The sequence below is a fragment of the Candidatus Paceibacterota bacterium genome (genome assembly GCA_041661305.1).
Classification (GTDB): domain Bacteria; phylum Patescibacteriota; class Minisyncoccia; order Phycocordibacterales; family VMEP01; genus VMEP01.
The window spans coordinates 266632-286050 of the sequence record JBAZUR010000001.1 but is presented as its reverse complement, the minus strand read 5'-3'; the positions used below and the strand labels follow the sequence as shown (position 1 = coordinate 286050).

Sequence of the window (19419 nt, the reverse complement as noted above, 5' to 3'; positions counted from 1 at the left end):
GAACTCCTCTGTTTTGTTGATAGGACTAGCGAACTTCACTGATTTAACCGCAATATGAGTGAGTTGTCAACAACAACAAAATATGTCATAATTGCCCGATATTTATGTTTGATGTGAAGAAAATAAAAGAGAATTTTCCAATTTTTGAAACCCCGGACGGGGCAACTTTGCACTATCTAGACTCAGCCGCATCCTCACAAACTCCAGAGTGTGTAATTTCTGCAATGGATGAATACTACCGTGGTTTTAGGAGTAATGTTCATCGTGGCGCATACGCTCTTAGCGAGAAGGCTAGTGAGTCATATGAAAGCGCGCGCGAAATTGTTGCCAAGTTTATTGGCGCCAATAAAAATGAAATTATTTTTACCGCTGGTGCAACAGGGTCAGCAAATATGTTGGCGTACACGCTCGAGCAATCTCTCGACTTAAAAGAAGGCGACGAGATTGTTGTTTCTATTATGGAGCATCACGCAATGCTTCTGCCGCTACAAGAACTTGCAAAGCGCCAGAAACTTAATTTGAAATATATAAATATTAATGAGAATTTTAAGCTTGATTATAAATCGGCAGAAGCGCTTATTACGGAGAAGACAAAAATTGTTGGAATTACACTAGCAAGCAACATAACTGGTGTCGTGAACGACGTTCGGCGCATCGCTGATATCGCCCACAAAGTTGGAGCATTGGTTGTTGTTGACGCTACTGCAGCTGTTGGGCACATGCCCGTTTCTGTAAAAGAGCTTGATTGTGACGCTTTGTTTTTCTCAGGACACAAAATGTGCGGACCAACAGGAATTGGCGCCCTTTATCTAAAAAGTGAACTTGGGGAGAAGTTAACCCCGTCATTTTTTGGTGGTGGAATTGTCACTGATGTGAATTTGAGCGAGGCGCAATTCGTCTCAAGTCCTGAAAAGTTTGAAGCGGGGACACCAAATATTTCTGGAGCTATTGGTATGGCTGAGGCTGTGAAGTATTTAACAGAAGTTGGGGTTGAGAATATAAAAACACATACAGAAGAATTAACTTCTTATTTAATTGAGAAACTTGGAGAAATTTCTGGGGTTAATATTTTTTCCGAGAGAAATGTAAAGGAGAATGTTGGGACAGTTTCTTTTACTCTTTTGGATATTCACCCACACGACGTAATTGAATTTTTGAGTAGAGACAACGTTGCGGTACGTGGTGGGCATCACTGTGCTTTACCTTTTGTGCGAGCTCTCGGGGTGCCTGCGACTGTGCGAGCGAGCATTTATCTTTATAATACAAAGGAAGATATAGACGCCTTAATAGCGAGCGTTAAAAAAGCGCAGGAATTTTTCAAAAAATAACATGAGCTTCGAAGAAGAACTTTACCGAGAAAATATAATGGAGCATTATCGCCACCCACATAATCGTGGCGCTCTTTCTGACGCTACATTTGCAGGTGTTGGGAAAAATGCTAATTGCGGAGATAACCTTATTTTTTCTGTTCGCTTAGGGGATGACGGGGAAACAATTGAAGAGGTGAAGTTCCAAGGTGACGGTTGTGCAATAAGTTTGGCTGGCGCATCTCTTTTTACAGAGAAGCTTAAGGGGATGAAACTTTCCGAAGCAAAACTTCTTGCCCCTGGCGTTATGTACTCTCTTTTGGGTGTGCAGATAAGTCACACGCGAACTCGTTGCGCTCTTTTGGCATATGAGGCATTATCAGACGGTATTACAAAATATGGTAAGTAAAAATCTAGAAATAAAAGACCTAAGCGTTGCGACAAGGGAAGGCAAGGTTGTTGCAACAGACATCTCAATCTCAGTTGGCGGAGGGGATATTGCAGTACTCATGGGTCCGAACGGTTCCGGTAAATCAAGTGTTCTCAATGCTGTTATGGGTCATCCTAAATACGAAATAACTGCTGGAAGTATCAACCTAAACGGAGAGGATATAACCGCCTTCAACCCAGAGAAAAAAGCCAAACAAGGTTTGTTTCTTTCAATGCAACATTTGCCAGAAATCTCTGGTGTTCCGTTGGCTAGTTTTCTCTATCAAGCTAGAAAAGATTTAGTTGGTGAAGAAAAAAATACCCTCGATTTTTACAAAGAAGCGGTGAACACTGCGCGAGAGATTGGTGTTCCTGAAGAATTTTTGAAACGCTCGGTAAACAAAGGTCTTTCTGGTGGTGAAAAAAAATTAAGCGAAATGCTTCAGCTCGCTGTTTTAAATCCAAGCATAGCCTTACTTGATGAGATTGATTCAGGGGTTGATATGGACTCAATGAAGAAAGTTTTCAGTGCGATAAAAACACTTGCCGAAAAAGGGACAGGTTTTCTTTTGGTGACTCACCATCCAAATATTTTGGAATATATAACACCAAGCATGGTTTATGTTATGAAGGAGGGGAAGATTGTTCGCTCTGGTGGAGTTGAAATTATCAAAGAACTTAAAGAGAAAGGATTTGAATAGTATGCAAATTACAAAAGAACAGGTTATCGAAAAACTAAAGACAGTTAAAGATCCAGAGCTTGGAATTGATGTTTGGACCTTAGGACTTATTTATGAAATAAAAATAGACGAAGAGGCGGTTGAGGTTTTAATGACACTAACATCACCGATGTGTCCTTTTGCGGATGAGCTAATTGCGTCTGTAGAAAATGCGATTAATTCACTAAAGAGCGGGGAAGCTCGCGTGGAGATTACTTTTGAGCCGGCATGGCAACCATCTGAAGAATTGAAAACAATGATGGGGTTAAGTAGCTAAACAAAAAAAACCAAGGAACGCCCTTGGTTTTTTGTTGTTTGAATTTTTTTACTTAAGCAATCTGTCGATTGTTTGTTTGATTGTTTCTATCGGTTGTGCACCAACAATTGATTCCTGTATTCCTTTTTTGTTTAGAACAAAAGATGTTGGGGTTCCAGTGACGCCAGCTTTTACTCCACTCTGGAATTGCTCCTCAACCAGTGTGGCGAATTTACCACTTGAAAGACAAGCATTAAATTTAGCAACATCAAGACCTATAGTTTCAGCAATTTTAGGAAGTTCTGCTTGATCCAAACCATCATTTGCTGGTGTTATTTCATATAAGCGCTCAATGTATTTGAAAAACGCAACGTCACCACCTTGCTCCGCTGCACACTCAGAAGCTTCAGCTTCTTTTCGTGCTTTTTTGTGTAGAGCGTCTAAGGGGAAATGGCGATAAATCAAAGCAACCTTACCTCCGTATTGTTCAACAATTTGTGTTGCTGTTGGCTGGAAGCGCTTACAAAATGGACACTCAAGGTCGGAATATTCAATAAGCACAATTTCTGCTTTTGAAAGATCACCCTTTACATGATCTCCATCTATCGGAGGAACAGCTTTAAGTTGAGCCCCAGGATTAACTGCGTTTTGACCCAAATTAACCCCTTCGTTCGCTGAAGATTTGTAGGAATTACTAAAGATAATAGCCCCCGCAATTATGACACCAGCTAAGACGATGGCACCAGGTATTGATAACTCAATTTTTTCTTTTTTATGTTCCATTTTTTTTGAAAATTACTAATTGAGATACATCATAGCACAATCATTTTTTCCACTCTATAGTTTTACTTATATTTTGTGTTTCAAATTTGTCTGCATCTCGTAATTTTCTTAGAATATTTTTAGGAACCATCTCTTTGTGTGGTGTGTGGAAGATAAAATCATTTATATTCCAAAGTTCTTTCTCTTCTATAATCCAAGATTCGCCAAACTTCTTTATAATATCAATTGGTTCGGTGTATGAGCGTAAGTTTTTACGCCCAGTTTTTAATCCCCAGTACTCATGAAAATAGGACATCATAAGTTCGCGAATATTAAGGTATACAGGATCTCGATATCGCAGGACAAGGTGGTTTGATTTGCTTATTGCGCCAAAACGGTCGCCCTCTTTGAATATCGCTATGACGTGGTCTTGGTCTTCCCTGGTTGTGTGCATATGGGCAACGAGTGCAGGTCGTCCATGAAAATTAAGTATTGCGCCTGCAAGTAGTGCCCCTTCAATACAATGTGCCCGACGGCTTTTTAGCACGCGTCTTGGCGATTGGCAGGTTTCGCCCCCAGTCTCAAAATTATTTGGTATTTTGTTTATAAAATCCTGAATCTTCTGTGGGGTATTTAATTTTTGAAATATTTTCTTTTCTGCTCCGGTAAGTACCTTTTTATTCATAGGTGAATTATATCAACAATTTTTTATTTTTGCTTTTTTAAAACACGTATAATTTTTTTCTTAAAAACTCTAGATTTTTCCCTTAAAAAACATTGCGCAGTATGGCGATACGAGCATAGCAATCCGCCAGCAGGCGGATATGCGCGTTTTTTAAGGGAAAAATAAAAAAATAAACAAACTATTGTTAAATATACGAATTTTGTTTTATTTTTAAGCAACAAAAAACTCCGCATAATGCGGAGTTTTTTGCATACATTTAAGTATTAGAAGCGGCGCTCTCGATTGGCTCCTTCCTCGCGGGGCTTAGCCTCATTAACTGTAAGAGTTCGTCCTTCGAATTCTTTTCCATGGAACTGTTCAACTGCGCGATCTGCGTCAGCGTCGTTCTCCATTTCGACGAATCCAAATCCGCGTGAGCGGCCGGTCATCTTATCAGTAATAATGGTTGACGATGCAACCGGGCCAGCAGCTTGGAAGAAATTCTTCAAAGCATCGGCTGTAGAAGTATAAGGAATACCTCCGACATACAATTTCTTTGCCATAAAACTATCCAGTCTCTAATTAATAACAATTGTGAGGCGACTAGATCTCGAGTAGCTTCGGTTCCGAACTAACGTTCTTTTGCGAGAGACAGCACGAGAAAACCTACAATGAAAATATACTAGCAGAATGCTGACGAAAAGTCAACCCCACTAGTTTTCAGGTTATGACAATTTTACTACCTGTGCATTACTTGCTGGCGCGCTTTTGTGTGAGTACTACAATATTAGTAAGCGTCGATATTACAAGTTTTAAGTAACAACTAAATACATATGAAATGGCTCCACATGGCTTCCTTCATCCTTCTCGTCGTGGGAGGTTTGAATTGGTTGCTTGTAGCGTTTGGTTATAATGTTGTGGAATTGCTTGGTTCGACAGTAGCTCAAGTTGTTTACATTTTGGTCGGTTTGGCCGCTGTGTATGAATTGGTCACACACCGTGGTAACTGCAAAATGTGTAGCGAAGGAGACGGAATGGGAATGTAGGCAATACCGCGCGGTATTGCAAAAACAACCGCACAAGCGGTTGTTTTTGTTTTAGTAGTGCTAAAATCTATATCCAAATGAACGAGCGTATTATTGCCCACCTTGATATGGATGCCTTCTTCGCTTCTGTTGAAGTGCGCGATAAACCATATTTGAAAGGAATGCCGATTGTTATTGGTGCTGACCCAAAAGGTGGAAGCGGACGAGGTGTTGTTTCAACAGCAAGCTATGAAGCGAGGAGATATGGAATTCATTCAGCTTTGCCAATATCAAAAGCATGGCGATTTTCCGAAGAAGCAAAAAAAAGAGGGGACCAGGGGGTGGTGTTTATCACACCAGCATTTCATAAGTATGTTGAAAGTTCTCATAGAGTTATGGCGATTTTGAGAAAATATACGCCATTAGTGGAAGAGGCAAGCATTGACGAGGCATATTTTGATATTTCAATGGCCGGTAGTTTTAAGAAGGCTGAGAAAATTGTTCAAAAAATAAAAGATGAGATAAAGAGAGAGGAGGGGCTTACCTGTTCTGTTGGCATTGCTTCAAATAAGATGCTCTCTAAGATTGCTGCACAAGAAGAGAAGCCCGACGGCTTAACCGTGGTTTTGCCAGAGCAGTCTGCAGATTTTTTGGCTAGCAAATCAGTTTCAGTAATTTCTGGAGTTGGTCCAAAAACGTTAGATGTTTTTAGTGCGAATAAAATTAAAACCATCAAAGAGGCTCGTTTACTCTCGGAAGATAAGCTAGTTTCAATGTTCGGCAAATGGGGGAGCGACCTTTTTCAGAAATTACTCGGCGTTGACGACTCCGATGTTGTTTCTGAGCCAGATATTGCGAAGTCGTGCGGTGAGCAAGAGACATTCGAGATTGATACACTCGATTTGAAATTTGTTATGAAAAAAATCAACACACTTTGTGTTGATGTGTTTGAGAAAATTAAATTAGAGGGGTTTGTTGGTTTCCGTACCGTTGTACTGACTGTGAGGTTTGCTGATTTTGAAACAAAGACACGCTCTTTCACTTCGAAGAAAATCTTTAAGACAGCAAGAGAGCTTGAACAAACAATTCTTGCTCTAGTGATTCCTTTTCTTGATAGGCAGGAAAATCCGCAAAAAAAGAAAATAAGGCTACTTGGAGTGCGAGCGGAAAAACTAGAAAGTAAAATTGTTGAAGACCATCTATTTTAGGAGTTCTTCAATTTCAGAATCACGCAATGCTCGAGTGTTGTTGGGACGCAAGGCTCCAAGAGAAATTTTACCGATACGAATACGCTTTAGGGATGTGACTGTGTAATTTAACTCGTCGAGCATGATTCTAATTTGGTGACGCTTTCCTTCGTGGATTGTGATTGAAAGAACGTGTTCGTCCAAGATTCTCGCTTTTGCGGGAAGGAGTTTTCCAAATGTTTTGGTTTCCATTCCTTTTGCAAAAATAGCAATTATTCCCGGGCGTAATTTTTCGCGAACCTTAACAGTGTATTCTTTGTCTAGCTTTGAGTCAGCTCCAAGAATTGAGGTTGTGATACGCCCGTCGTCTGTTAGGAGGAGTAAGCCTTCTGATTCTTTATCAAGGCGACCGACGGGAAATAGCCCTTTCTTTTGCCACTCATCGATAACCGAAGGGGCGTCGGTTGATGTTTGTGTCGCCAGTCCACGTGGTTTGTAATAGGCAAGGCAGGTTTTTTTCTGCGCTCCGCTTTCCTTGAGGGTTACTTTGTCTTTTGCTCCAACTAGCATACCCATTTCGGCTCGTTTACCATTGACCAAGACAAAACCTTTTTCTATCAGCTTGTCGGCTTCTTTTCGAGAGGCTAGCCCCTTGTCTCTTATGTACTTATTAATACGAATAAGGTCGGGGTTTTTTACCGACTTAGGGAGTGGCTTTTTTGCCTTCTTTTTGTAGTACTTTTTAGTAATCATGTATATTCACTGGTATTTCTATCAGAACAGCACGGTCTCCGCTAGGACTAAAGATTTAAGCCAAGAATGTATGGTCCAAAAATAAATATTCCAATTGCGACAGCTCCCATTGAGGAAATGAGCACCGCCGCTGCCGCGAGGTCTTTTATCTTCGCTACATAAGGGTCGTTTTCTGGACGCAATTTATCGCAGAGCTCCTCAAAAGCCGTGTTTAATATTTCGACAGCTAAGACTATGGTGATAGTAATAAAAACTACCGCAAACTCAATTGTTTTAATTTGGAGAAAAAACGCAGTGATTATAGAAAGAAGCCCCAAGAAAACTTCAATTTTAAAATTAGCCTCATCATTCCAACAGGTTCTCAGTCCGTTTATTGCGTAAGTAAAACTTTTTGCTAATTTATGATTCATTTTTGTTTTGTAATTATACTATAAAACCATTAATTTTTTTGAAAATTGTAATTTACGTGTTATACATATGCCTGTGAGAAAAGGAAAATTTACACCTGGTGAATATAATCTCATAACCAAGCGCTCAAAGACGGGAATTGGGCTTTTTACTCTTGATCCGATAAAAAAAGGAGCGTGTATTATTCAATATGTTGGCCGAGAGATTTCCGAAAGAGAAAAGATCTATAGTCGGGGAAAATATTTACTTGAGATAAATTCTAAAATAACTATTGACGGTAGCGCGAAAACAAATACAGCTCGTTATATAAATCATTCTTGTCGTCCAAATTGTGAATTAGAAATATGGAGAGGTGGTGCGTATATTTTGGCTAAAAAGAATATTAAGGCTGGAGAAGAATTAAACTATGATTATGACACTGAGTATTTTGATGCATACATAAAACCTAGAGGGTGTAAGTGTATAAAGTGCCACAAATAAAAAAATGGATTCAGTTCTGGCTATTTATAAAAAGAGAGGGGAGACACCTCTTCAAGCTTTAAGTCGTTTACGTGAAGAGAAGTCAGAGCTTGCAAACGAAACTCTTTCTTATGCGGGAAGGCTTGACCCGCTTGCAGAAGGATTGATGTTGGTGCTTATTGGCGAAGAAAATAAAAATAGAGAAAAATATCTAGGTTTAGATAAAACATACACAGTAGAAATATTATGTGGCGCTTCAACCGATACGCACGATTTACTCGGCTTGGTCACAGAAGTTGGGGCAAAAGAAATTACTCTGAAAAAATTTACCGAGTCAGTGAGTTATTTTGTTGGTAAGTTTACTCAGAAATATCCAGCGTTTTCGTCAAAGACAGTGGGTGGTGTTCAGCTACACGAACTAAGCAGAAAAGGAGAGATTGTGGAAATCCCAGAGCACGAAGTTTCGTTATGTGGTGCAGAAATAATATCCCATAAGAAAATTACAGGGAAAGATGTTTTAGAAAACGCTCTTTTTTTGGCTGATTTGGTTCTAGGCGATTTTAGACAAAAGGAAATTAAAGAAAGATGGGAGATGTCACTCAATAGTGGAGAAATAGATTTTAAGTTATTTGAAGTGGAGTTAAAAGTTTCTTCTGGTTTTTATGTTAGGCAATTTGCCCATGATTTAGGTAAAAAATTGGGCGTACCAGCTTTGGCGTACTCAATTAAAAGAACGAAGGTTGGTGAGTGGGAGATACAGGGTTTAACCTCGACCCTTAACTAGGTGTAATAATTTTAAGAAATAATTACCTTCCTCCTCTCCGTGGGTGAAAGTAACAACTTGATTTTTTCCTCTTTTTTTAGCTTTGTACATAGCCTGGTCTGCTTTCTCTATCATTTGGTGAAGGTTTATTTCGTTGCTATGCATAACAATGCCAACACTCATTGTTACTTGTACAGGCTTCCCGCCGAGTTTTATTTTTGAATCTGCAAACGCATTACATAATTTTTCGGCAACCTTAACTGCTGTTTTTTTGTTTGCTTGAGGTAATGCAACAACAAATTCTTCGCCACCCCATCGTGCATAGATGTCATTTTCTCTCAAAACACGACCCATTATCTTTGCTGTGTGTTTTAGAACCTTGTCTCCCTCATCGTGCCCATACTTATCGTTTACTTTCTTAAAATCATCTATGTCTATAAAAACAATACTGAAGGGGAGTGTGTCACCTTGTCGATTTAGACTTAGTCCATGTTTTGAATACATGTATTTGAAAACCTTACCAGCTTCTTCGTTGAAACCACGTCTATTCAACATTCCGGTAAGCTCGTCACGATAGACAAGATTTTTCAGTCTGGCTATCTCTGCCTCCAGTTGTTTAACACTCAAGTCTTTTTCTAGTTTTTTAATCATAATTTTGATAACTATATCATAGTCAGTTTTAGTGCGGATAAAAATGAAAAAAAACAGAGCCACTTGCTTGCGCGAAATGGCTCTAGTTGGTGCTCCGGGTGCCGAAGAGTAAAGGTAGGACTTCGTCAGCGGATGGATCGCCGTAATCAACGAAGTGGAACCTCCCGTCGATACAACAAGTGTTGTCATTCTTGAACAGATCAGATTTCTGGAGATGGTCGGGAAGCGACAGTTGGTTGATAACCCAAGGCTCAAGAGATTCCGCAATCTGCTCTCCTTTGGTCATAACGATTACAAAACCCCAAAGATAAGAGCGAAGTACGCGAGCAATTGGGTATTCTGGGTACATTGTGGAAATCCGCATCTCACGACGATTTGCGTCAATACCAGCAATGGTCATACAGCGAACCAGTACCTTAAGCAGGTTTCCGTTATGTTTTTCCAGTTTTCTCTTGAGGTCACCTCTTAAAATTGCCTGGATGACGATTATAAAAGGAATAAATGGCCGAAATGGCAAAGCAATTTTGATCGCGATGGTCTCCGTGAGGATGACCAAGCGCGTACACCCTTGTGTAAAACGCATCGCGAGATCCTCCTAATTTGTGGTGGAATGTGCTGGGACAGAGTGCTTACTGGTTGTTTTTATATCACGAAGTAAAACCATTGTCGATTAATATGAAAATCCCCATAAAGGGATATTTATATTTTGTATTATGTAGGCTAGTTAGAATTTTTTCTCCTATTTTTTACGGCAATTAAGATACCAGCTACAAATAATATGACCCCGAGTAGTTGTGCGCCTGGGCTATCATCGATTTCGCCAAAAACAAACATAAATGCACCAAATAATATTGCGAGAGTAGAATACATTACTTTAATTTTATTCATGATAAGAATAATACCGTAATTACTTCCGATTAGTTAAGAGGGGTTGATGCTGAGACAGGATAGACAGTTTTATGGTTGAAACAATTCTTCGGGTATGAAGCGAACGTTGTTAACTGTTGGAAATTGTTTTGTCGTTGCCTCAATTTGTGCCCACAAAATGGCAACCCGACAAGAACCACCGCCTGTTTTGTTTTGCGGGTCGTCGAATACGAGTGTGGCAACTCCATTGGTAATAGTTGCACTTTTAAGTGTGACATCTGGAAGCGGGAACTCACTTTCAATTCCCGATGCCCGCTCCTTATCGGAAATTTCACCACGGAGAAGAAGCTTTATTGTGTCCGCGAGGGGAGTCGTTGTTTCCGGAATGACCCGCTGAACAGCTACGAGTCCGTTTTTACTGCATTGTACGCCACCAGGACCCTGGTCTAGAGTTGGGTTATAAAAATATAGCTTAATGGATTTGCCAGACTCTATCGAGATAGAGGGGGTCGAAGGACGTGATGCGAAAAAGTACCAAGTTGTTATAACAAGAAGGAAAATACTGAGGACTGCTATTAAATATTTATTCATAGATTCTTATATGAAGTATACCAAAATTTGGGACCATATTTAGGTTAAAAAAGTTGGCTACCTAAAGCAAAGATTTAGAATATTTCCGGAGAACTGGATTCGGCCACGGATAAATAAGACGGGATTCGCCTCTCGCAAAGCCTCGAAACGCACTAAAAATATAGTCGTTCCACTCCTTATTTTTAGGCGCCTTCGGTTTGAATCCCGCACCAAGTAGTTAAAAACAAAAAACGCCCACGAAGGGCGGCTTTGTTTTTAATGCTCCGGAGACAGTCCGGTCACAGATATTTTTCTGCTGAAAAATTCTGCGACCCCGCCTCGCGCCGTCGCGCTCCGGCTTTCGAATCCTGCACGCAAGTGGCTTAAGCCACTTGCTCTCTCGGAGTTGCAACAAAAGTAAAAACGCCCTTTTGGGGCGTCTTACTTTTGGCAACTCCGGAGACAGGATTCGAACCTGTGACCAATCGCTTAACAGGCGACCGCTCTACCGCTGAGCTACTCCGGAATATATTATGCGGAGTGGTAGAAATGCTCTATTTATTCGCATTTCAACTACTCCGGAATGTGGCTAGTATGCTATCAAAAAAATAGAAAAATGAAAAGTTTATTCATTATCTTTCGTGAGGTATACTATTTTTCATGTTATACAAAGATTTTCTTCAGAATTTAGACAAATGTCCATTTTGCGACAACGGGAATGGGCGTCACATTTTAAAAACAGAAACCGCTTACTTAACCTATGCGCTGGCGCCATATCATAAACACCATTTATTGGTTGTGCCATTTAGGCACGAAGAAATAATTCTTGGTCTCTCTGAAAAGGAGATTTTAGATATGGATTTTTTACAGGAAGAAGCGCTTAAGATTTTTAAAAAACTTGGATATAAAAATATGTCCGTTTTAGAGAGGGAAGGAGACAATACATCTAAATCAATTCCACACCTTCACAATCATGTTATTCCAGAAGTGAGAATTGGCGATCTAGACCACAATGGCAACGAAAGAGCAGTTATGTCCGATTCTGAGATTGAGGACGTTCTTAGGGAAATTTCAGCTGTGCTTTAATTTAATTAATGTACTGTAAAGTCAAAGTAATTCCAGGTGCCAAAAAGGAATCTTTTGTAAAAAAAAGCGAAGACCACTTCAACGCTTCTGTGCGTGAACCAGCTGAGCGCAATTTAGCCAACAATCGAGTTTTGGAGCTCGTGGCGTATCATTTTGAAGTAGCTAAAGGCAAGGTTCGCCTTGTTTCAGGCCATAGAAGCCCCAGTAAAATATTTAGGGTTGATATCTAGTTTTTAGTAGTTGGGTTATTTTGTTATAATAAGTGAATAATTAATCATTTTTAATCACATGAAAATAAACACAATTAAAGCTACAAACACAGACTTAACTCCTGCCATCGCGGAGTATGTGCAGAAGAAGCTTTCTAGTTTAGAAAAAGTTGTTGATAAAAATGATGAAAGCGCCGTGGTGTCTATTGAGGTGGGTGTAAAAACAAAACACCATCAGCAAGGAGATATTTTCTTTGCGGAAATAAATTTGCATATTGCCGGTGGGGATTTTTACGCTGTTGCTGAGGAGTCTGATTTGTATTCAGCAATCGACGCGGTGAAGGACGAAATTATTAGTGAAGTGAACTCACACCGTAGCCGAAGAAGGAAGCTACTTCGTCGAGGGCAGGCGTTAGTGAAAGACGTGATGCGTGGTTTTGGGGAGCAATTCGGGAAAATTAAAAGATTTAGAAAATAATTATTTAAATATGGATAAAGAGACTCTTGCTGTTTGGGGTGGTTTGCTTGTTTTAATAGCTGGCATTGGCACAGCTGTTTATTATGGATCGATAAAGAGTACTGTTTCTAGCGAAAAAACAAACACCACAGAAACACAAATTCCCGTGCCGGGCTCCACAAACCAGGTTATCAATAATTCTACGGAAAATAATATGGACAATACTAAGGCAACACAGGCAATAATTAACACGAACTACGGTTCAATAGCATTTGAGTTTGATTACCAAGCACCAAACACGGTGGCAAATTTTACAAAATTGGCACTAGAAAAATTCTATGATGGAATTAAGTTTCATCGCGTTATTAAAGGGTTTATGATTCAGACTGGAGATCCGTTTTCTAAAGACGATAGTATTAAAGAAAGATGGGGAACCGGTGGCCCTGGTTACAAATTCAACGATGAACTTACTGGTCAAGAAAAATATCCAACAGGGACTGTTGCAATGGCCAATGCCGGCCCAAATACAAACGGTAGTCAGTTTTTTATCGTGACGGCGCAACCAGAGGCACCACTTCCACCTAGCTATGCTGTCTTTGGTCACGTTACTTCTGGAATTGAAGTAGCTCTAAAGATTGAAAGCGTTAAGACCGAGACGAGCGATAGACCAGTTGAGCCAGTGATTATTCAGTCGATAGAAATTCGATAATAAAAATCTGACCCATTAGAAAAGCCCGCGTGAACGCGGGCTTCTGGTTTCCTTGAAGGGAACCGGCTATTGCGGGGGATATTCGAGGACATCCTTCCGTATGTCCAGGCGGGTTTTCCCCAGGTCGCTTTTCGCAAGAGCCAAAAGTAGTTCGGATTCTTTTTTGCCGACGACGACTGCGTTCATTTCGTGAATTAGTGCAATCAACTCTCCCGGTAAAATCCCCCGGGGAACAGGTAGTGGCTCGCCGTTTGTCGCTAGGTCAGTTTCCTTTCCCGGCATTTTGGCCACTGCTTTGCCGAGCGTCTTGAGGAAGCCAGAAATCTGGATCCCAATAATCTCAGCTGCGGTGCCGTTGCTTCCGTTTGCGGTGAGGATCCGGACTTGTCCCGAGATTTCGACCTCGTCCTCAACCTTATAGGAAGCACTTGTACAAAAAAGACGAAATGCGTCGCCACCATGCTCTTGGTTTGCGTTATCGAGAAGGAGTGGTTGGTAGGCTCCAACCATACGGACACCTTCTGACTTCAGCTCACCTGGAACTCTTGCGACCACAACGATTTGTGGCGGGCGCGGTCCTTTCCGCGTTGGCGCTACCTCGAGTGGTGCTTGAGCACTGCCTTGGCCCGGTCTTACCCCGGCTCCGGTCGCTTTCATTTTTTAATCTCCTGCTGTTTTGTTGATAGGAACTGCCTTGCCAATTTCTATTCTATCACAACGTCTCCGCGCAAGAAATCATCAAAGTTCATTACTTTTCCACCTTCTGGAACAACTTGTTTTACTACTAGTTTACCTTCAATTAGTTCAGCTTTTTTAATAGATACCCTTAATTTTTTTCCATTTTTTGTTGCAAAAAAATAAGCGCCCGGCCACGGTGTTAAAGCTCTGTATTTTAAATAATTTTTGTGTTGGTCGTCAGACAAAACAATTAAACCATTTTCTTTTGTTATTTTTTTTGTGAAGGTTGCTTCGTTGTGGTTTTGTTCCTTTGGTTTTATTTCCCCTGCAATCCATTTTGGAATAACAACAGAAAGAAGTTTCCCTCCCTCGTGAGCTAAAAGATTTTCTAGTTCTGGAGCTGTTGTGCTTTCTTCAGTTCCTATTTTTTTAATATCTAATATTGGGCCGTGATCCATTTCTTCGTCGATGAGCATGATTGTGATCCCAACTTCTTTTTCATCAGCAAGTATTTGGGATTGAATAGGGGAGGCACCTCTATATTTTGGTAGGAGTGATGGATGGACGTTGAGTGTTCCATTAGTTGGAATATCCAAAATTGTTTTAGGAATTATTTTCCCATAAGCGGCAACGACGAACAGATTGTAGGAACTATTTTTTAGTTTATTAGTAAAGTCATTGTCGAGTTTTGCTGGTTGTACAGCTGGGATGTTGTGCGCTTGTGCCCAAATCTTTACAGGTGGTGGGGTGAGGATAAGTCCACGGCCTTTTGGTTTGTCGGGGGCCGTGACAATAAGAGAAGGCACAATTTTGGCGTTTTTGAGTTCTTCTAAAATGGACACCGCAAATTCTGGTGTTCCAAAAAATACAAACGGAATATTATTCATTGTTTTCATTGTAGCCCTCCTCGTCTTCGGGATGTAGCTCTCTTAGTTCTTTTGCTTTGTCTATAAAAAGAATTCCGTCGAGATGGTCAATTTCGTGTTGGAATATTTCGGCGAGTAGTCCACTACCTGTTTGAGTAAAAACTTTTCCATCTTCATCCTGTGCCTTCACTGTCGCTTTTTCGCTACGCTTTATTTTGCCGTAGATGTGACGCACAGAGAGACATCCCTCTAGAAGCTCACGCTCTTTTTTTGAACGCTTAATTATTTGTGGGTTGATGAAGGCTTTATCGGGGTAAAGTTTTTGATCCATAATTTTCTCGGGGTCTTCTTCGTTGGTGCGAAGAGCAAAAACGCGCCCAGCAACGACGAAAATACGAAAGGATTCTCCAATTTGAGGGGCAGCTATAGCAACGCCGTCAGGCTCCTTAGATAAAGCCACTTTCATGTCTGCTATTACCCGCTTTATTTTTTTAGAGTCAATTTCGGCGGGTGGAACGACCTTAGCCAGTGAACGAAGGACCGGCTCACCGTTTTGGACTATCTTTTTAGGCATTTGTTAATTATACGTATGATTTTTGAAAACACTACGTAGTGCTGGTAAATTGCGTATCGTTGACGTATTTGATTATGGGTGGTAGCGTGGCAACAGCCTAAAGTTCTCCTGTAGTTTAAAACCGTCCACTATATAAGGAGTGTACACATGGACAAAAACGCGCTTGCGCGAAACAACCACCTGTTTTTCTACGTTTTCCTGACCCAACACGCCCTCTTGACCGAGACCTTTTTGGATCTGTGCGATATCGGAGCACGAGAGGTGTCACATTGGGAAAGTTTTCCCGACGACGCGCCCATTGGGAACGGAATACAACAACTCGCGTTTCACTGTAGGGGCGACGAGTTGGGGTACCTCCGGTTCACCAACGACACGGCAAAGATTATCGCGGAAAAGGAAATTCGCGGTTTACAGATGGCGCTGAAGATTCCGAGCTTTATCCGCGGCGAACTCAACGACAGTTGTGAATTCACTTTGAACAACGGAGTTCAGGTGTCGTTCAAAATTACCGGCTACGAAGGTGACCCTGACGACGGCCGAGGTTTCGTCGAAATCATTGACCCCGTTTCCGAGTGTTCATCGGACGACATTCCGCTTGGGCGGATGGTGGAAATGAGTGTTATCTGTACCGCTTGACAACACGTGGTGCTCAAAAGGGCTCGTCGCAAGATGGGCCCTTTATTTTTTTATAAAATTGTTTCAGGATCGACTTCAATATCAAATTGAAGTGGGAGACTCTTTAGCTTTTCGATAAGATCTTTGCGGGGCCACTGTTTTGGTTCGAAAGAAAGTAGGCCATGTAGGCGGTACTCCTTTTTAACTTCTGGTATAAAAGCGGGGAAAATTGGGAATTGATCAACTCGAAGATAGTTGTGAAGTCGCGCCATTTCGCGCTCGGCCTCGTCGCGTTTTCCACGGTAGGTGATTTTGAGAAGCTTAGCGAAAGGCGGATAGCCAAATTGTTTTCTTTCAGCAAGTTCACGTCTGTAGAAGCCCACTAGGTCTCCTTTTGAAACATCGCTTAATAGTTCTCTGTCTTTGTCCCTTGTTTGAATAATAAATATTCTTCGTGCTCGTGTTTTTAAGTATGAGAGTGTTTGGAATACCCGTTCTTCTATTCGAAAATCTGGAATTGTAAAAAGAGAATCAATACCGACGGCCGCAACACAGTCAATTTCTTCTGTGAGGTACGGAAGGGCAAGTTCTGTTCCGATAAGCAGAGTTGCTTTCGAGCCGTAGAATTCTTTAATAGCCTTAGTGATTGATTTTCGGGTTTTAGCGACATCGCTATCGAGGCGAACAATGTTTAAGCGTGGAAACTTTTTTTCAAGTTCGCTTTCAATACGACCACTTCCGGTACCAAGTGGTTTCATTCGCCAGCTTCCGCAATTGCGACACAAGTCTTCGGTTTGTTTTCCTAAAATTATTTTCTTTCCACATTGATGACAAAGATAAAAACGGAGAGATCCTTCTTCGTGAAGAACCATAGGACTTGTGCAGTGCCCACACATAAGAGTTTCCCCGCAGTCTTCGCAGACGGTTACTGGAGCAAGTCCACGTCGTCCAGCAAAAACGAAAATATTTCCGTTACGTTCTATCGTTTCCCTTATTTCGTTAACAAGGCGCTCACTTATTATTGGGTATGTTTTTTTGGGAGACGCCTTTTCAAGCTCTTTTTTCATATCAATAACAACTGTTTCAGCTTGCGCGCGAAGGCGTAATTTTACGGGGCGCCATTCTGGGAACTCGTGCTCATCATGGCGGTAGAGGGTTTCGGCGCGAAGAATTGTGTCTCCAAAAATAAGTCTAGCCCCACTTTTTTTAGCCAAAAATTCGGCAAACGTGCGGGCGTCAACGTGTGGACGCCCCATACGACGATAAGCATTGCTCGATTCTTTCTCGACGATAAACGTCGAAATGTCATTTCGAGGAACTGATAGGAATGTACTAGTTCCAATTATTAAAAGTGGATGAGTATCGGAAGCAATTCTTTGCCAACGACTAACCATTTCTTTTTTTGAGAGTTCGCTGTGTAGGGTGACGACATATCCTTCAATGCCTTTGGCTAAGAGAGTTGTATAACGTTCTACGTCTTCTATGGTTGGAAGGCAAAGAAAAAGGGAAAACCCTCGGGCGAACTCTTCTCTAAATAAACTACGATAAGTAACGAGTCGTTCTTCCTCGTCAGACTGAAAAACAAATTGTTCTGCTGTTATTGGGCGTTCTTTTCTTGGAACAGAAATTACTTCTCCGGCGGTGGCGCTTTCTTCAAGAATTGCTTTTGGTGAAAATAGTTCAATGATTGCGCCAGCTGGTGCCGCGAAATATTCTGCCGCTTCGTCGGCCGCGGCGATAAAGGCAGACGAGAAAAGTTGACGTGGTTTTCCGTTTTCTATTTTCTTTATTGCAAAGGAAGCAGCTCGTATTTTTGCCTTACTATCCTCTGCACTTTCAACCAAAACAACGAGTGCAGGAATACTTCGTCCTCGGAGGGGGACATTAACAACCGAGCCAAGTGGTAAGTTTTCAACCGAAAAATAAGACAAGCGTTCTTTGAAGACGCTTTTTCCGATTGGCATAACGGTCACGAGGCTAATCTGCATAAATTCCAGTATAGCAAAAATGCTCCACAAACTAGTTTTTAAGTAGAATTTGGAGATGCACTAAAAACCAAGTAAGATGGTGCAATGAAAGAGATTTTTCTAATCAAAGGGTTGGCAGGCATGCGAAAATTGCGTGGAAAAATTGCCGTACGTGGCGCAAAAAATGCAGCCCTAAAGGTTATGGCTGCTTCTATTCTTTTTGACGACAAGCTCACAATGAAGAATGTTCCTGAGATTGAAGATGTTAATCGAATGGGGGATTTACTCACCGACTTAGGAGCTGATGTGCAGTATAAGAATAAAGGGGTCTTGGAAATTTCTACTACAGGAATGCGTAACGGGAAAATGTCAGTTGAGATCGCCAAGCGCTTGCGTGCTTCTATTGTCCTTACTGGTCCACTACTTGCACGTTTTGGGACAGTCCATTTTCCACATCCAGGTGGATGTGTTATTGGTGCGCGACCGATTGATTTATTCTTGGAAGGTTTCAAAAAAATGGGGGCAAAGATTTCTGTGTCTGGGGAAAAAGGGAAAGCTTATTACGTCATCTCTGCTCGTGGCGGAAAACTTCGGGGGGCAGAAATATTTTTCAGGAACCAAAGCGTTACAGGAACAGAAACGTTTATGATGGCAGCGGTTTTAGCCGAGGGTAAAACAGTCATTAAAAATGCTGCTCTTGAGCCTGAAATTGAGACATTAGCGGAATATTTGAATAGTTGTGGGGCAAAGATTATTGGCGCAGGAACATCAACAATCACAATTACTGGAACTTCAAAATTAAAGAGTAAAGGTAAGGCTTACATTACGACACCTGACAGAATTGAAGCTGGTAGTTTTCTTGTTATCGCGGCGCTACTCGGAGAGGATGTCACTATCACAGACTGCGAACCAAAACATTTAGAATCTTTGATTGAAGTACTTACGTATTCTGGAGTTCCGATTAAGGTCGGCACAAATACTATTACGGTAAAAGTTTCTGGAAAGAAAAAAGTTCAACTCAACGCTGTTGATATAAAGACACACGAATACCCAGGATTCCCAACTGACATCCAAGCGCCAATGGTGGTTTTTCTTACACAAGCAAAAGGTGACAGTTTGGTTTTCGAGACAATTTTTGAGGGACGTTTAAATTATGTTGAATGGTTAAACAGAATGGGGGCAGAAATAACAATGTTTGATCCTCATCGTGTAAAAATTTCTGGACCAACACCCCTTAATTCTAAGGAGCTTGAAAGCCCAGACCTTCGAGCGGGGCTAGCCTTTGTTATTGCGGGTATTGTTGCCAAAGGTGAATCTGTTATCCATAATGTCTATAACATTGATAGAGGGTATGAGAGAGTTGAGGAGCGCCTAAGAGCAATCGGCGTTTCAATTGAAAGGATGCCGGTCGCGGACTCGGTGGTGGCTTAACACACGA

At 41.2% G+C, this 19419-nt stretch carries 27 protein-coding genes and 1 tRNA gene; 14 read left to right on the top strand and 14 right to left on the bottom strand.

Features of this window, described 5'->3' with window-relative positions:
• The first annotated feature begins 104 nt into the window (after window positions 1–104).
• Genes WC724_01740 through WC724_01725 form a run of 4 tightly spaced genes read left to right on the top strand, consistent with a single transcriptional unit; the run spans window position 105 to window position 2732 of the window.
• Window positions 105–1328 carry a SufS family cysteine desulfurase gene (locus WC724_01740; protein ID MFA6077721.1) on the top strand — a complete coding sequence of 408 codons (1224 nt, stop codon included), beginning with the start codon at window positions 105–107 and terminating at the stop codon, window positions 1326–1328.
• Between the two features lies 1 nt (window position 1329).
• Window positions 1330–1716 carry an iron-sulfur cluster assembly scaffold protein gene (locus tag WC724_01735; GenBank protein ID MFA6077720.1) on the top strand — a complete coding sequence of 129 codons (387 nt, stop codon included), beginning with the start codon at window positions 1330–1332 and terminating at the stop codon, window positions 1714–1716.
• A complete protein-coding gene (sufC, locus tag WC724_01730; GenBank protein ID MFA6077719.1) occupies window positions 1706–2437 on the top strand; it encodes a Fe-S cluster assembly ATPase SufC in 732 nt (243 codons plus the stop codon). Before WC724_01735 ends, sufC begins: the two co-directional genes overlap by 11 nt.
• Window position 2438: 1 nt before the next feature.
• A complete protein-coding gene (locus WC724_01725; GenBank protein MFA6077718.1) occupies window positions 2439–2732 on the top strand; it encodes a metal-sulfur cluster assembly factor in 294 nt (97 codons plus the stop codon).
• Window positions 2733–2780: 48 nt separating this feature from the next.
• Here the strand turns inward: WC724_01725 and WC724_01720 are convergent, their stop codons facing one another.
• The 3 genes from WC724_01720 to WC724_01710 form a co-directional block, all read right to left on the bottom strand.
• Window positions 2781–3494: a thioredoxin domain-containing protein gene (locus tag WC724_01720; GenBank protein MFA6077717.1), complete on the bottom strand. Its 714-nt coding sequence runs from the start codon at window positions 3492–3494 to the stop codon at window positions 2781–2783.
• Window positions 3495–3534: 40 nt separating this feature from the next.
• Entirely contained in the window at window positions 3535–4158 is a 624-nt protein-coding gene (locus tag WC724_01715) for a hypothetical protein (GenBank protein MFA6077716.1), read from the bottom strand.
• Between the two features lie 263 nt (window positions 4159–4421).
• Window positions 4422–4700 carry an RNA-binding protein gene (locus WC724_01710; GenBank protein ID MFA6077715.1) on the bottom strand — a complete coding sequence of 93 codons (279 nt, stop codon included), beginning with the start codon at window positions 4698–4700 and terminating at the stop codon, window positions 4422–4424.
• 270 nt (window positions 4701–4970) lie between these two features.
• Between WC724_01710 and WC724_01705 the strand changes: the two genes are divergently transcribed.
• Window positions 4971–5183, top strand: coding sequence for a DUF378 domain-containing protein (locus WC724_01705; protein MFA6077714.1), 213 nt, complete (start codon window positions 4971–4973; stop codon window positions 5181–5183).
• 77 nt (window positions 5184–5260) lie between these two features.
• Window positions 5261–6370, top strand: coding sequence for a DNA polymerase IV (gene dinB, locus WC724_01700; protein MFA6077713.1), 1110 nt, complete (start codon window positions 5261–5263; stop codon window positions 6368–6370).
• On the opposite strand, the gene WC724_01695 is transcribed toward dinB, so the two are convergent.
• Window positions 6362–7102, bottom strand: a complete 741-nt coding sequence (locus WC724_01695) for a pseudouridine synthase (GenBank protein ID MFA6077712.1) — start codon at window positions 7100–7102, stop codon at window positions 6362–6364. The two genes, dinB and WC724_01695, sit on opposite strands and share 9 nt — an antisense overlap.
• A gap of 47 nt (window positions 7103–7149) precedes the next feature.
• Window positions 7150–7512 carry a diacylglycerol kinase family protein gene (locus WC724_01690; GenBank protein MFA6077711.1) on the bottom strand — a complete coding sequence of 121 codons (363 nt, stop codon included), beginning with the start codon at window positions 7510–7512 and terminating at the stop codon, window positions 7150–7152.
• Window positions 7513–7579: 67 nt separating this feature from the next.
• Here WC724_01690 and WC724_01685 point away from each other — a divergent pair, with 67 nt between their 5' ends.
• Both WC724_01685 and WC724_01680 read left to right on the top strand, forming a co-directional pair.
• The gene (locus WC724_01685; protein ID MFA6077710.1) at window positions 7580–7990 is read left to right on the top strand and encodes an SET domain-containing protein-lysine N-methyltransferase; all 411 of its coding nucleotides are present in this window, start codon (window positions 7580–7582) and stop codon (window positions 7988–7990) included.
• 4 nt (window positions 7991–7994) lie between these two features.
• Window positions 7995–8753 carry a hypothetical protein gene (locus tag WC724_01680; GenBank protein MFA6077709.1) on the top strand — a complete coding sequence of 253 codons (759 nt, stop codon included), beginning with the start codon at window positions 7995–7997 and terminating at the stop codon, window positions 8751–8753.
• Here WC724_01680 and WC724_01675 read toward each other — a convergent pair.
• From WC724_01675 to WC724_01655, 5 genes are all read right to left on the bottom strand, one after another.
• Window positions 8733–9383 carry a GGDEF domain-containing protein gene (locus WC724_01675; protein MFA6077708.1) on the bottom strand — a complete coding sequence of 217 codons (651 nt, stop codon included), beginning with the start codon at window positions 9381–9383 and terminating at the stop codon, window positions 8733–8735. The two genes, WC724_01680 and WC724_01675, sit on opposite strands and share 21 nt — an antisense overlap.
• A gap of 82 nt (window positions 9384–9465) precedes the next feature.
• On the bottom strand, window positions 9466–9966 hold the full coding sequence (locus WC724_01670; GenBank protein MFA6077707.1) for a hypothetical protein: 501 nt from the start codon (window positions 9964–9966) through the stop codon (window positions 9466–9468).
• Window positions 9967–10103: 137 nt separating this feature from the next.
• The gene (locus tag WC724_01665; protein ID MFA6077706.1) at window positions 10104–10271 is read right to left on the bottom strand and encodes a hypothetical protein; all 168 of its coding nucleotides are present in this window, start codon (window positions 10269–10271) and stop codon (window positions 10104–10106) included.
• A 69-nt stretch (window positions 10272–10340) separates the two neighbouring features.
• Window positions 10341–10841 carry a GerMN domain-containing protein gene (locus WC724_01660; protein MFA6077705.1) on the bottom strand — a complete coding sequence of 167 codons (501 nt, stop codon included), beginning with the start codon at window positions 10839–10841 and terminating at the stop codon, window positions 10341–10343.
• Window positions 10842–11274: 433 nt separating this feature from the next.
• Window positions 11275–11346: transfer RNA gene (locus tag WC724_01655), tRNA-Asn, on the bottom strand.
• A 134-nt stretch (window positions 11347–11480) separates the two neighbouring features.
• Between WC724_01655 and WC724_01650 the strand changes: the two genes are divergently transcribed.
• From WC724_01650 to WC724_01635, 4 genes are read left to right on the top strand one after another with little or no spacing between them, the layout of a single operon-like run.
• Window positions 11481–11906: an HIT domain-containing protein gene (locus tag WC724_01650; protein ID MFA6077704.1), complete on the top strand. Its 426-nt coding sequence runs from the start codon at window positions 11481–11483 to the stop codon at window positions 11904–11906.
• Window positions 11907–11914: 8 nt separating this feature from the next.
• Complete coding sequence (locus WC724_01645; protein ID MFA6077703.1) at window positions 11915–12136, top strand: DUF167 domain-containing protein; 222 nt, start codon at window positions 11915–11917, stop codon at window positions 12134–12136.
• Window positions 12137–12194: 58 nt separating this feature from the next.
• A complete protein-coding gene (raiA, locus tag WC724_01640; protein ID MFA6077702.1) occupies window positions 12195–12593 on the top strand; it encodes a ribosome-associated translation inhibitor RaiA in 399 nt (132 codons plus the stop codon).
• Between the two features lie 10 nt (window positions 12594–12603).
• The gene (locus WC724_01635) at window positions 12604–13281 is read left to right on the top strand and encodes a peptidylprolyl isomerase (protein MFA6077701.1); all 678 of its coding nucleotides are present in this window, start codon (window positions 12604–12606) and stop codon (window positions 13279–13281) included.
• A gap of 66 nt (window positions 13282–13347) precedes the next feature.
• Here WC724_01635 and WC724_01630 read toward each other — a convergent pair whose 3' ends face one another.
• The 3 genes from WC724_01630 to def all read right to left on the bottom strand — a co-directional run bounded on the left by WC724_01630 (window position 13348) and on the right by def (window position 15399).
• On the bottom strand, window positions 13348–13791 hold the full coding sequence (locus WC724_01630; protein ID MFA6077700.1) for a hypothetical protein: 444 nt from the start codon (window positions 13789–13791) through the stop codon (window positions 13348–13350).
• A 194-nt stretch (window positions 13792–13985) separates the two neighbouring features.
• Window positions 13986–14855, bottom strand: a complete 870-nt coding sequence (gene fmt / locus WC724_01625; GenBank protein ID MFA6077699.1) for a methionyl-tRNA formyltransferase — start codon at window positions 14853–14855, stop codon at window positions 13986–13988.
• The gene (def, locus tag WC724_01620; protein ID MFA6077698.1) at window positions 14839–15399 is read right to left on the bottom strand and encodes a peptide deformylase; all 561 of its coding nucleotides are present in this window, start codon (window positions 15397–15399) and stop codon (window positions 14839–14841) included. Before def ends, fmt begins: the two co-directional genes overlap by 17 nt.
• Before the next feature lie 147 nt (window positions 15400–15546).
• Here def and WC724_01615 point away from each other — a divergent pair, with 147 nt between their 5' ends.
• Window positions 15547–16035, top strand: a complete 489-nt coding sequence (locus WC724_01615; protein MFA6077697.1) for a hypothetical protein — start codon at window positions 15547–15549, stop codon at window positions 16033–16035.
• A 50-nt stretch (window positions 16036–16085) separates the two neighbouring features.
• Here WC724_01615 and priA read toward each other — a convergent pair whose 3' ends face one another.
• A complete protein-coding gene (gene priA / locus WC724_01610) occupies window positions 16086–18002 on the bottom strand; it encodes a primosomal protein N' (GenBank protein MFA6077696.1) in 1917 nt (638 codons plus the stop codon).
• Between the two features lie 84 nt (window positions 18003–18086).
• Here priA and murA point away from each other — a divergent pair, with 84 nt between their 5' ends.
• A complete protein-coding gene (gene murA / locus WC724_01605; protein MFA6077695.1) occupies window positions 18087–19412 on the top strand; it encodes a UDP-N-acetylglucosamine 1-carboxyvinyltransferase in 1326 nt (441 codons plus the stop codon).
• Window positions 19413–19419 lie beyond the last annotated feature (7 nt).

Excerpts from the sequence above, each read along its gene's own strand:
- WC724_01670 (MFA6077707.1), bottom strand. The coding sequence starts at position 9,966 with ATGCGTTTTACACAAGGGTGTACGCGCTTGGTCATCCTCACGGAGACC.
- WC724_01705 (MFA6077714.1), top strand. The coding sequence starts at position 4,971 with ATGAAATGGCTCCACATGGCTTCCTTCATCCTTCTCGTCGTGGGAGGT.
- WC724_01660 (MFA6077705.1), bottom strand. The coding sequence starts at position 10,841 with ATGAATAAATATTTAATAGCAGTCCTCAGTATTTTCCTTCTTGTTATA.
- WC724_01630 (MFA6077700.1), bottom strand. The coding sequence starts at position 13,791 with ATGGTTGGAGCCTACCAACCACTCCTTCTCGATAACGCAAACCAAGAG.
- WC724_01720 (MFA6077717.1), bottom strand. The coding sequence starts at position 3,494 with ATGGAACATAAAAAAGAAAAAATTGAGTTATCAATACCTGGTGCCATC.
- WC724_01675 (MFA6077708.1), bottom strand. The coding sequence starts at position 9,383 with ATGATTAAAAAACTAGAAAAAGACTTGAGTGTTAAACAACTGGAGGCA.
- sufC (MFA6077719.1), top strand. The coding sequence starts at position 1,706 with ATGGTAAGTAAAAATCTAGAAATAAAAGACCTAAGCGTTGCGACAAGG.
- WC724_01710 (MFA6077715.1), bottom strand. The coding sequence starts at position 4,700 with ATGGCAAAGAAATTGTATGTCGGAGGTATTCCTTATACTTCTACAGCC.
- WC724_01695 (MFA6077712.1), bottom strand. The coding sequence starts at position 7,102 with ATGATTACTAAAAAGTACTACAAAAAGAAGGCAAAAAAGCCACTCCCT.
- fmt (MFA6077699.1), bottom strand. The coding sequence starts at position 14,855 with ATGAAAACAATGAATAATATTCCGTTTGTATTTTTTGGAACACCAGAA.
- WC724_01635 (MFA6077701.1), top strand. The coding sequence starts at position 12,604 with ATGGATAAAGAGACTCTTGCTGTTTGGGGTGGTTTGCTTGTTTTAATA.
- WC724_01665 (MFA6077706.1), bottom strand. The coding sequence starts at position 10,271 with ATGAATAAAATTAAAGTAATGTATTCTACTCTCGCAATATTATTTGGT.
- WC724_01740 (MFA6077721.1), top strand. The coding sequence starts at position 105 with ATGTTTGATGTGAAGAAAATAAAAGAGAATTTTCCAATTTTTGAAACC.
- dinB (MFA6077713.1), top strand. The coding sequence starts at position 5,261 with ATGAACGAGCGTATTATTGCCCACCTTGATATGGATGCCTTCTTCGCT.
- WC724_01615 (MFA6077697.1), top strand. The coding sequence starts at position 15,547 with ATGGACAAAAACGCGCTTGCGCGAAACAACCACCTGTTTTTCTACGTT.
- WC724_01715 (MFA6077716.1), bottom strand. The coding sequence starts at position 4,158 with ATGAATAAAAAGGTACTTACCGGAGCAGAAAAGAAAATATTTCAAAAA.
- WC724_01680 (MFA6077709.1), top strand. The coding sequence starts at position 7,995 with ATGGATTCAGTTCTGGCTATTTATAAAAAGAGAGGGGAGACACCTCTT.
- WC724_01645 (MFA6077703.1), top strand. The coding sequence starts at position 11,915 with ATGTACTGTAAAGTCAAAGTAATTCCAGGTGCCAAAAAGGAATCTTTT.
- WC724_01725 (MFA6077718.1), top strand. The coding sequence starts at position 2,439 with ATGCAAATTACAAAAGAACAGGTTATCGAAAAACTAAAGACAGTTAAA.
- def (MFA6077698.1), bottom strand. The coding sequence starts at position 15,399 with ATGCCTAAAAAGATAGTCCAAAACGGTGAGCCGGTCCTTCGTTCACTG.
- WC724_01685 (MFA6077710.1), top strand. The coding sequence starts at position 7,580 with ATGCCTGTGAGAAAAGGAAAATTTACACCTGGTGAATATAATCTCATA.
- murA (MFA6077695.1), top strand. The coding sequence starts at position 18,087 with ATGAAAGAGATTTTTCTAATCAAAGGGTTGGCAGGCATGCGAAAATTG.
- WC724_01690 (MFA6077711.1), bottom strand. The coding sequence starts at position 7,512 with ATGAATCATAAATTAGCAAAAAGTTTTACTTACGCAATAAACGGACTG.
- WC724_01735 (MFA6077720.1), top strand. The coding sequence starts at position 1,330 with ATGAGCTTCGAAGAAGAACTTTACCGAGAAAATATAATGGAGCATTAT.
- WC724_01650 (MFA6077704.1), top strand. The coding sequence starts at position 11,481 with ATGTTATACAAAGATTTTCTTCAGAATTTAGACAAATGTCCATTTTGC.
- priA (MFA6077696.1), bottom strand. The coding sequence starts at position 18,002 with ATGCAGATTAGCCTCGTGACCGTTATGCCAATCGGAAAAAGCGTCTTC.
- raiA (MFA6077702.1), top strand. The coding sequence starts at position 12,195 with ATGAAAATAAACACAATTAAAGCTACAAACACAGACTTAACTCCTGCC.